This is a genomic window from Burkholderiaceae bacterium DAT-1 (genome assembly GCA_019084025.1).
Lineage (GTDB): Bacteria > Pseudomonadota > Gammaproteobacteria > Burkholderiales > Chitinimonadaceae > DAT-1.
The window spans coordinates 662,035-671,504 of sequence record JAHRBI010000001.1; the positions used below are offsets into that span (position 1 = coordinate 662,035).

The following is a 9,470-nucleotide window of genomic DNA, read 5'->3' on the forward strand; positions in this document are numbered from 1 at the left end:
CTTGATCAACGACGCAAGCCGTTGAAAAAATACCAGATCACTTCGTTGGCGCTGATCGCCTGCGAGGGCGCTTGCTTGCCACGCCGGGTCGATTGCGCACCCGGCCACGAGTGCCCGCCTGTTTCCGTCACACACAGCTGTACCGTATTACCATCGGCACAAGCGGAATACCTATCACAATAGGCGCCTGCCACCTGCAGGATGCGGGCGGGCGTGGCAGCGCACTGTTCCCGCTTCACCCAGCGCACGATGGTTTCCGGCACCGATACAAATTCCATCACTTTGGACTCATCACGAAAAGCGTCTGGCCCCGCGCCACCATTGAACAGCACATGATCATCGTCCAATGCATGAATGTGCAACACGGAAACAGACTGTCGAGGCTGGCAACTGACTGTTGCCTCCGTTCCCGCGACAGATGCAATCGCCCGAAAAACTTCCGGCGCATCGCACGCCAGCCGGTGACTCATCATGCCGCCATTGGACATCCCGATGGCGTAGACACGTCGCGCATCAATAGCCAGCTGCGACTTGATATCGGCGACAACCGCCTTCAGAAAGGCGACGTCGTCGATCTGCCGGTCACGAGCATCCCCACAGCATCCGCCCGCATTCCAGGTGGCAAACTTGCCGCCGGGCAGTTTGCTGTAACCATTCGGAAACGCCACCACAAACCCGGACTGCTCGGACTTGCTGATCAATCCATAATTTGCGTCATCGGCCATATAGCTGGCACTGCCTCCGCCACCATGTAATGCCAGCACCAGGGGGGCAGCATGGTGTGGCTGATAGCCACGCGGCACATGCAATCGATACGTGCGGCGCTCGCCACCCACGCGGAGGGTTCTTTCCTGATCGCCAGCAAGATCCTGTGCCTGAGTCGACGCGGGCGCATCTGCTGTCGGGCGCCGCTCGGCCAGCTTCTCGCGTATCCGTTCGCGTAGCGTGTCAGCCTCTGCTACGTGTATCAGTGCTGTCGCGCTCACCATGATCATGATCCAGCGAACACACTGCCACGATTTCATCAATGTCCACACTGTGCAGCTCATACAAGCACACTCCCTATTCCGGCACATTTTACTCAAGCCAGTAAATGTACATTTGTTCCACATGCTTTGTATGGAGCCAGCCCAACGCTTTCACGCTTTGTGCAAATTGTTTACAACTTTGACATACTGGCTTGCCGGTGAATCGCACTTAAGGCAGAGTCTGCACTCCTCCAAATTTGCCGGACATGACCATGCTAAAAGCCACTGTCGCCCTGTTGCTATGTACCGCGTCCTGGGCAGCTGATATCACCGTCGCGCATGCCTGGGCCAAGGCTACGGTACCGGGACAAAGTGTCGGTGCGGCTTATTTCTCGATTACCAGCAAGCAAGATGCCGTTTTAGAGGAGGTGCAATCGCCTGTCGCTGGCATGGTCATGATCCATGAAATGAAAATGGACAAGGGCATGATGCAAATGCACGAGGTAGATGGTGGACTCAAGTTGCCGGCAGGCAAGTCCATTGAGCTGAAGCCGGGAGGGCTTCACATCATGCTGATGGAACTGAAATCGCCGTTAAAAGCGGGCGAGCGCGTACCGCTGACACTGGTGATTAAATCAAAAGGCAAATCGCAGACTGTACAAGTCAATGCGGATATCAAGCCACTGGGTGAGTAGTCCTATTCTAGCGAACCAACCGCCCACTCCCGCGCTGCAGGCGCAGCGCGGGGCGACGTCATCCACTTTGAAGTACTGTGCTTACAGCACGTAACGCGCCAGATCTTCCGATCCAGCCAGCTGGCCTAGCTTGGCATCAACAAAGGCAGCTGTGACAGTCACTTCACCAGCGCGCGCGTCAAACGCCACATCTTCGAGCAGTTTTTCCATCACCGTATAGAGGCGGCGCGCACCGATGTTTTCGGTCTTCTCGTTTACCTGCCAGGCGATTTCCGCCAGACGACGAATACCGTCTGCCGCGAAGGTGATCTGCACGCCTTCCGTTTCCAGCAAAGCCTGATACTGACGGGTGAGACAAGCATCCGTACCGGTCAGGATTTGCTCGAAGTCGCCCACCGCCAGCGAATCCAGCTCCACGCGAATCGGAAAGCGGCCTTGCAGTTCTGGGATCAGATCGCTGGGCTTGGCGAGATGGAAAGCACCGGAAGCAATGAACAGGATATGGTCGGTTTTGACCATGCCGTACTTAGTCGACACGGTCGTGCCTTCTACCAGCGGCAGCAGATCGCGCTGCACACCCTGACGTGATACCTCCCCGCCATTGCCTTCGCCCCGGCTGGTGACCTTGTCGATTTCGTCGATAAAGACGATGCCGTTTTGTTCGACTGCCGCCAGCGCTTCGGTTTTCAGATCATCATGATTGACGAGCTTGGCGGCCTCTTCGTCGATGATAAGCTTCATCGCATCCGCCACTTTCATCTTCTTGGCCTTTTTGCGCGGCTGGTTCATGCCGGCAAACATGCTCTGAATCTGATTGCCGATTTCTTCCATACCGGGTGGCGTAAAGACTTCGGCTTGCGGCGCAGCTTCGGCGATGTCGATCTCGATCTCTTTATCGTCAAACTTACCTTCACGCAGCATCTTGCGGAATTTCTGGCGGGTTTCTTTATGCGAATCCGTTTCCGGCTCGACCACGCCAAAGGGGCGATTGGGTGGCGGCAACAGCACATCGAGGATGCGTTCTTCTGCCGCATCTTCTGCCTGCACGCGCACACGCTTCACCGCCTGATCACGGGTTTGCTTCAGCGCCATTTCCACCAGATCGCGGATGATGCTATCCACATCCCGGCCCACGTATCCCACTTCGGTGAACTTGGTGGCTTCGACTTTAATGAAGGGTGCATGCGCCAGCTTGGCCAGACGACGGGCAATTTCGGTTTTACCTACGCCGGTCGGCCCGATCATCAGGATGTTTTTCGGGGTGATTTCGCTTTTCAGCGGCTCGGCGACCTGCTGACGCCGCCAGCGATTGCGGAGCGCCACCGCTACTGCACGTTTAGCGCGGGACTGGCCGACGATATGCTTGTCGAGTTCGTGGACAATTTCCTGGGGAGTCATCTGGGTCATGTGTCTGCTTTCCGTACGTCGCTGCTGCGCGCTGATATTACTCTTGCAAAGAGAACGTATGTTCTCTACATTGCGTACTCCAACCAAGAGGAGGAGTATCGATCATGATGGCGTATGTTTTGGTGGGCACTAACGACTTGTCGCGTGCTGTATCGTTCTATGAAGCCTTGTTTGACGGGCTCGATGCCAAGCGTGTCTGGGAATCGGATCGCGGCATTGCCTGGAGCAACAGCCCATCTGCGCCCGGTCTCGGTGTGATCCTGCCCTTCAACGAAGAGCCGGCTACCGTAGGCAATGGCAGCATGGTGGCGCTGCATATGCCCTCGCGCGAGTGGGTCGACAAGCTGCACGCCAAGGCGCTCGCACTCGGCGGCACTGACGAAGGTGCACCCGGCGAGCGTGGCCCCGGCTTCTACGCTGGCTATTTCCGCGATCTCGACGGCAACAAGCTCAACGCTGTGTGCTTCGGCTGATCCCATTACAGGGTTTCGATCACGTGGTTGTGGTTGGTGTAGATGCAGATGTCGCCCGCGATTTCGAGCGACTTCTTCACCACCACATCCGCCGGTAAGTCTGTGTTGTCATAGAGCGCACGTGCTGCAGCCTGCGCAAATGAGCCACCCGAACCAATGGCGGCAATGCCTTGCTCTGGCTCCAGCACATCGCCATTGCCGGTAATCACCAGCGTGGCGGTTTTATCGGCCACGATCAGCATGGCTTCCAGTCGGCGCAGCATGCGGTCGGTACGCCAATCCTTGGCCAGCTCGACCGCGCTACGCAGCAAATGGCCCTGATGCTTTTCCAGCTTGGCTTCGAATCGCTCAAATAGCGTGAAAGCATCTGCCGTGCCCCCAGCAAAACCAACCAGCACTTTCTCGTGATAGAGCTTGCGCACTTTACGCGCCGTGGACTTGATGACCACATTGCCCAGCGTGACCTGTCCATCGCCGCCCAGGGCAACAGAGTCGCCTCGTCGTACTGAGACTATGGTGGTTCCGTCGAATTGCTGCATGAAAAAAGTCCGTATCGGTTGATACGGACTTAGATGGGGTATCCACATCGAATTTCAATGTGGGCAGACAGCAGAACCTTAAATCTTTGGACGAATGACACTCGCCACATCCGTGACCCCGATGATGCGGAACAATGCGATCACGGGCTCATTGGCACGGAAAATCTCGATTTCCCGCCCTTCCGCCACCAAGGTGAACAATGCATTCATGAATAACCCGCAGCTGACAAAGTCAATGCGGGATACGTGTGAGAAATCAATCCGCACCAAGGGATGCGCCTTACCGAATGCCAGCAATGGCGCAAAAGTAGCATCAGTTGCAGCGGAAATCGCATTCGAAAACCGAAACGCATCAACGACTGCCTCTGGTTCGCTCGATTTGGCCACAGGGGTGTCAGACACCGTTGCAGCTTTAGCGTCCGGAACTGCCATCCCCTCATCCCAGGAGGGGGGTGAAACTTCGTAAGTGACGGCAAAATCTACTGCGACGTTTTCAAATGACTCCAAATGTCGGGACAATTGCAAAATCTCGAGCAGCAGATGCCAGTACGGTTGCTCGGCAGGCTCCTTGCGCATCACTTCGACATGACCGCGAAGCACATCCGCGAAGCTATCCGCACCAATCAAAGTCACGGCACAGCGTGCGAGCCGCAAACGCTGTAACACCTCCAGCAAGATCGCCGATGTTGCCACATCGAGTCCGCTACATGCCCCTACATCAATTCGCACAGCCTGCTTACGACTCAAGCAATCAGTCAACTGCGCCATTGGCGCACCAATCGACGATTCAGACAATACAGTCGGTAGCATTACCAGCGGCACGACTTGGCGGGGCGCGCGCTCAACTGCCTGTACCGTATCACTCATTGGCCAAACCGGTGCAGTGCGCTCGAATAACATGGCAAACCGCAGGGCGAGTTCATCATGATCACGTTTACGATGTTTAAGGCGGTATAAATCAAACAACATCAGCCATGCATCGACGTTGTCACGACTTTCTCCCGCGACGATATCGTCGTGCAGCACGGCAATCGCTTCATCGTCTTGCTCATTGGCGTAGCAAATTGCCGAACTCTCCATGGCCTCGCTGACCCCGGATTCGACCACCTGAATCATGTCACTGCCCAGCGTGGAACTAGCAATCGATACAGGGCCACCAGATGGGATATCGGTAATGGGGCCCGTGGCGGACTGCACAACCGGCTTGGTCGCCTTATGGCCGACTGGTTCTACATCCTTTTTCTTGAAAAACGAAAACACCACGATCTCGTACCTTGAGCAAACAACGGGATAGCAAGGCTGAATGTCGGCAAAGATGAACCGTTAGTCAGCAAATTTATGCAATTGTACTTTGTCTGACCACCCGCCGACCAGACCGTTTGAACAATCTTATTTGAGCGCGCTGACTTTACCTCACACAATTAGTAGCGTGGCATAGTCGGATCGACTGTTACCGACCATGCCTCAACTCCACCGCTCAGGTTGATGACCTCGTCAAATCCTTGTCGCTCCAACCATGCGCCAGCCTGATAGCTACGCATGCCATGGTGACAGATCATCACCAGCGTCGCGTCCTGATCAAGTGACTCTGCATGACGCATAAAGTCGGATAGCGGCATATTGATTGCACCCGGAATATGGCAATAGGCGAATTCATCCGGCTCCCGCACATCAATCAGGCTAGGTGGTGTACGGTGAGGATCGTTCAGCCATTCGGCAAGCTGCGAAGCAGAGATCTGTTGCATGATAAAACTCAATCATCAATGACGGATAATGAACATCTTATCCGAAAAAAAACGCAGCCTAATGACTGCGTTTTCTCGGATCGAGCGGCAAGTTCAGCAAAACGAACACACTCAGAAGGAAAAGGCGGAAACCTTTGGTGCGCCAGCCAAAACCGGCAGCACTGTTTCAAACAACGATTCGCAGCTCACTGCCCCACCCACCTTGGTATACAGATTAGCTGACATGATAGGCTGGGAACCCACGACTGCAAACAGTCGCCCCCCTTCGGCCAGCTGATCAAACAGGAAGGTCGGTTCAGCCGCATAGGCACCGCCCGCCACAATAACATCATACGGGCCATGCTTGCCCCAGCCCTGCACCGCATCGCCCTGCTCGACCGTCACATTGGTGACGCCGTTGTGGCGCAGATTGTCGCGTGCCACATCCGCTTGCGCCGCATCCACCTCCACGGTGTACACATGGCGGGTAAAGCGTGCCAGCAAAGCAGTGAGGTAGCCGCAACCCGTACCGATTTCCAGCACGCGGTCCGATGCCTTCAGGGTTAGATCTTGGACAACGCGGGCTTCAAGCTTAGGTTGCCACATCGTACGACCACCACCCAGTGGCAGTTCCATATCCACCAGCGCCATATCACGTACGGCGGCCGGTACAAACTGTTCGCGCTTCACTTCTAACAGCGCCTGCAACACGTCCTTATCCAGAACATCCCAAGGACGAATCTGCTGCTCAACCATGTTGAAGCGGGCTAATTCCCAATCCATATCCGGCATTCCTTTCAGGCTAGTGAACCACTTGCGCGATTCCGGACAGCGCAGCCGCTGTCCCTTGAATTCTTTTCATGAGAGCGGCGCAACACGCAATCGCACCCAAGCATCTCGTTTAACCCTATAATTATCCCACATTTATCGCCAGTTTCACACCACGCAAACCGACTGGATGCGTGGTAGCCCGCCACCCTGAACGGTAGCGGGCAGTGGACGCCAGGGGTTTCGGGCGCACATTACGTGCCCCGAATGAGAGATACCCTCATTACCTGATCCGGTTCATACCGGCGTAGGGACGCGTCGTTCCGGCTCTGTGGCCAATGGCCCCCACCCGTATCCCGCTACCTGCGCTGTTCAATGGAGACACATCACATGAACGCGCCGCATAACAGCCTTTCGCAAACCGCCCACGTGGACGAAGCATCGGTCCAGCCCTTCCCGGCCTCGCGCAAAATCTATGTAGAAGGTTCGCGCCCGGACATCCGCGTACCGATGCGGGAAATCAGCCAGACGGACACGCCCACCAGCTTCGGTGGTGAAAAAAACCCGCCCATTTTTGTCTATGACACCAGCGGTCCCTACACCGACCCTGCCGTCAGCATTGATGTGCGCAAGGGTCTGAATCCACTGCGTGCCGGATGGATTGCCGAGCGCAATGACACCGTCGAACTTGCAGGCATGTCGAGCGATTACGGCCGCATGCGCGAAGCGGACAATAGTCTGGATCATCTACGCTTTTCGCTGACCCGCAAACCGCTCAAGGCAAAAGCCGGTGCCAATGTCACACAGATGCATTACGCCAAGCGCGGCATCATCACCCCGGAGATGGAATACATCGCCATCCGCGAAAACCTACAGCGTGAGCAGTACATCGAATCGCTGAAGGCGGCAGGTGGAAAGCTGGCTGACCGCATGGTGGAATTGCTGACCCGCCAGCATCCGGGACAAGGCTTTGGCGCCGCCATTCCGCAGATCATTACGCCTGAATTCGTGCGCGACGAAGTCGCCCGTGGCCGCGCCATCATCCCTGCCAATATCAATCACCCTGAATCCGAGCCAATGATCATTGGCCGCAATTTCCTGGTAAAGATCAACGGCAATATCGGTAACAGCGCGGTCACCTCCAGCATCGAAGAAGAAGTCGCCAAGATGACCTGGGGCACGCGCTGGGGTGCGGATACCATTATGGATCTATCTACCGGCAAGAACATTCACGAAACCCGCGAATGGATCATCCGCAATAGCCCGGTACCAATTGGTACAGTGCCAATCTATCAGGCGCTGGAGAAAGTCGACGGCAAGGCTGAAGACCTGACCTGGGAGTTGTTCCGCGACACCCTGATCGAACAAGCCGAACAAGGCGTGGACTATTTCACCATTCACGCAGGCGTGCTGCTGCGCTATGTACCGATGACCGCCAAGCGTATGACCGGCATTGTGTCGCGTGGTGGCTCGATCATGGCCAAATGGTGTCTGGCACATCACAAGGAAAACTTCCTGTACACGCATTTCGAAGAGATCTGCGAGATCATGAAGGCCTACGATGTGTCGTTCAGCCTCGGCGATGGCCTGCGTCCGGGCAGCGGCTGGGATGCCAATGACGATGCGCAACTGGGCGAGCTGAAGACCCTGGGCGAACTCACCGAAATCGCCTGGAAGCACGATGTGCAGACCATGATCGAAGGCCCCGGCCATGTGCCGATGCAGCTTATCAAGGAAAACATGGACCTGCAGCTGGACTGGTGCAAGGAAGCGCCGTTCTACACGCTTGGCCCACTGACCACAGATATCGCCCCCGGCTACGATCACATCACCAGCGCCATTGGCGCCGCACAGATCGGCTGGTACGGCACGGCGATGCTGTGTTACGTCACGCCAAAGGAACATCTCGGCTTGCCGAACAAGGCCGACGTGAAAGAAGGCATCATGGCCTACAAGATTGCTGCCCACGCAGCCGATCTGGCCAAGGGTCATCCGGGCGCGCAGATTCGTGACAATGCGCTCTCAAAGGCACGCTTCGAATTCCGCTGGGAAGATCAGTTCAACCTTGGCCTCGACCCCGATCGCGCCCGCGAATTCCACGACGAAACCCTACCGCAGCATGGCGCCAAGGTCGCGCACTTCTGCTCGATGTGCGGCCCGCATTTCTGCTCGATGAAGATCACCCAGGATGTACGTGACTTTGCCGAACAGCAAGGCATTGCGGCGGAAGAAGCGCTGCAAAAGGGAATGGAAGTGAAGTCGATCGAGTTTGTGAAGAAGGGGGCGGAGGTGTATCACAAGGCGTGATGCACACATACCCATGCATAGTACAAAGGGCCGTCAGGCCCTTTATTTTTGCCTATTAGAAGTCATGGCTGCATGGATTGAGCATACGTCTGCACTCGGGATAGGTGCGTTAGTCCCAAGTTTCCAATTGAACAAAATAAACCCGAGGGGAAAAAAGATGCCCTCGCCAAAACCTCAATCCCGCACGTATGCACAATCACGTGCGACCCCTACTCCTGCCTCCGTTACCAGCTGAAACGCAAAAACCCCGACCAGTTTCCTGATCGGGGTTTGCATACATCTATTGATGTTGGGGAGCCTGGCGGTGACCTACGTTCACACGGGAACCCGCACTATCATCGGCGCAGCTTCGTTTCACGGTCCTGTTCGAAATGGGAAGGCGTGGGACCAAAGCGCTATTGCCGCCAGGCATAACTGGTTGTGAGTTGAGTTGTTCAACACACTGAATTGGTGTTTCTCATTTTAGAGAAACTGGAAGAAGTAAGCTTTGTTCAATACTTTGGATTGACGCTTCACACAACGAAGCATTTCTGGTTATAGGATCAAGCCGCACGGGCAATTAGTATCAGTTAGCTTAACGCATTACTGC

9 protein-coding genes, 1 rRNA gene and 1 riboswitch are annotated in these 9,470 nt (G+C 55.6%); of the genes, 3 read left to right on the plus strand and 7 right to left on the minus strand.

The genetic code is table 11. The annotated features are described in order from the left end of the window. Positions 1–5: 5 nt before the first annotated feature. Positions 6–1,049 carry a prolyl oligopeptidase family serine peptidase gene (locus tag KSF73_03070; protein ID MBV1774693.1) on the minus strand — a complete coding sequence of 348 codons (1,044 nt, stop codon included), beginning with the start codon at positions 1,047–1,049 and terminating at the stop codon, positions 6–8. Positions 1,050–1,234: 185 nt separating this feature from the next. Between KSF73_03070 and KSF73_03075 the strand changes: the two genes are divergently transcribed. Continuing rightward, positions 1,235–1,663 carry a copper chaperone PCu(A)C gene (locus KSF73_03075; protein ID MBV1774694.1) on the plus strand — a complete coding sequence of 143 codons (429 nt, stop codon included), beginning with the start codon at positions 1,235–1,237 and terminating at the stop codon, positions 1,661–1,663. 81 nt (positions 1,664–1,744) lie between these two features. On the opposite strand, the gene hslU is transcribed toward KSF73_03075, so the two are convergent. Next, entirely contained in the window at positions 1,745–3,070 is a 1,326-nt protein-coding gene (hslU, locus tag KSF73_03080; GenBank protein MBV1774695.1) for an ATP-dependent protease ATPase subunit HslU, read from the minus strand. Between the two features lie 104 nt (positions 3,071–3,174). Between hslU and KSF73_03085 the strand changes: the two genes are divergently transcribed. Beyond that, positions 3,175–3,543 carry a VOC family protein gene (locus KSF73_03085; GenBank protein MBV1774696.1) on the plus strand — a complete coding sequence of 123 codons (369 nt, stop codon included), beginning with the start codon at positions 3,175–3,177 and terminating at the stop codon, positions 3,541–3,543. A 5-nt stretch (positions 3,544–3,548) separates the two neighbouring features. Here the strand turns inward: KSF73_03085 and hslV are convergent, their stop codons facing one another. The 4 genes from hslV to KSF73_03105 all read right to left on the minus strand — a co-directional run bounded on the left by hslV (position 3,549) and on the right by KSF73_03105 (position 6,589). Next, on the minus strand, positions 3,549–4,082 hold the full coding sequence (gene hslV, locus KSF73_03090) for an ATP-dependent protease subunit HslV (protein MBV1774697.1): 534 nt from the start codon (positions 4,080–4,082) through the stop codon (positions 3,549–3,551). Positions 4,083–4,160: 78 nt separating this feature from the next. After that, positions 4,161–5,342 carry a hypothetical protein gene (locus KSF73_03095; protein ID MBV1774698.1) on the minus strand — a complete coding sequence of 394 codons (1,182 nt, stop codon included), beginning with the start codon at positions 5,340–5,342 and terminating at the stop codon, positions 4,161–4,163. A 161-nt stretch (positions 5,343–5,503) separates the two neighbouring features. After that, the gene (locus KSF73_03100; protein ID MBV1774699.1) at positions 5,504–5,827 is read right to left on the minus strand and encodes a sulfurtransferase; all 324 of its coding nucleotides are present in this window, start codon (positions 5,825–5,827) and stop codon (positions 5,504–5,506) included. A 111-nt stretch (positions 5,828–5,938) separates the two neighbouring features. Further along, positions 5,939–6,589, minus strand: a complete 651-nt coding sequence (locus KSF73_03105) for a protein-L-isoaspartate O-methyltransferase (protein ID MBV1774700.1) — start codon at positions 6,587–6,589, stop codon at positions 5,939–5,941. A 211-nt stretch (positions 6,590–6,800) separates the two neighbouring features. Continuing rightward, positions 6,801–6,905: riboswitch (TPP riboswitch) on the plus strand. 59 nt (positions 6,906–6,964) lie between these two features. Here KSF73_03105 and thiC point away from each other — a divergent pair. Continuing rightward, the gene (gene thiC, locus KSF73_03110; GenBank protein ID MBV1774701.1) at positions 6,965–8,881 is read left to right on the plus strand and encodes a phosphomethylpyrimidine synthase ThiC; all 1,917 of its coding nucleotides are present in this window, start codon (positions 6,965–6,967) and stop codon (positions 8,879–8,881) included. 296 nt (positions 8,882–9,177) lie between these two features. Here the strand turns inward: thiC and rrf are convergent. After that, positions 9,178–9,290 (minus strand): 5S ribosomal RNA (rrf, locus tag KSF73_03115). Positions 9,291–9,470: the final 180 nt, after the last annotated feature.

What these genes read in the sequence shown, in the direction of transcription:
- KSF73_03100 (MBV1774699.1), bottom strand. Translation starts at nt 5,827, where the DNA reads ATGCAACAGATCTCTGCTTCGCAGCTTGCCGAATGGCTGAACGATCCT.
- KSF73_03070 (MBV1774693.1), bottom strand. Translation starts at nt 1,049, where the DNA reads ATGAGCTGCACAGTGTGGACATTGATGAAATCGTGGCAGTGTGTTCGC.
- KSF73_03105 (MBV1774700.1), bottom strand. Translation starts at nt 6,589, where the DNA reads ATGGATTGGGAATTAGCCCGCTTCAACATGGTTGAGCAGCAGATTCGT.
- KSF73_03075 (MBV1774694.1), top strand. Translation starts at nt 1,235, where the DNA reads ATGACCATGCTAAAAGCCACTGTCGCCCTGTTGCTATGTACCGCGTCC.
- KSF73_03085 (MBV1774696.1), top strand. Translation starts at nt 3,175, where the DNA reads ATGATGGCGTATGTTTTGGTGGGCACTAACGACTTGTCGCGTGCTGTA.
- hslU (MBV1774695.1), bottom strand. Translation starts at nt 3,070, where the DNA reads ATGACCCAGATGACTCCCCAGGAAATTGTCCACGAACTCGACAAGCAT.
- hslV (MBV1774697.1), bottom strand. Translation starts at nt 4,082, where the DNA reads ATGCAGCAATTCGACGGAACCACCATAGTCTCAGTACGACGAGGCGAC.
- thiC (MBV1774701.1), top strand. Translation starts at nt 6,965, where the DNA reads ATGAACGCGCCGCATAACAGCCTTTCGCAAACCGCCCACGTGGACGAA.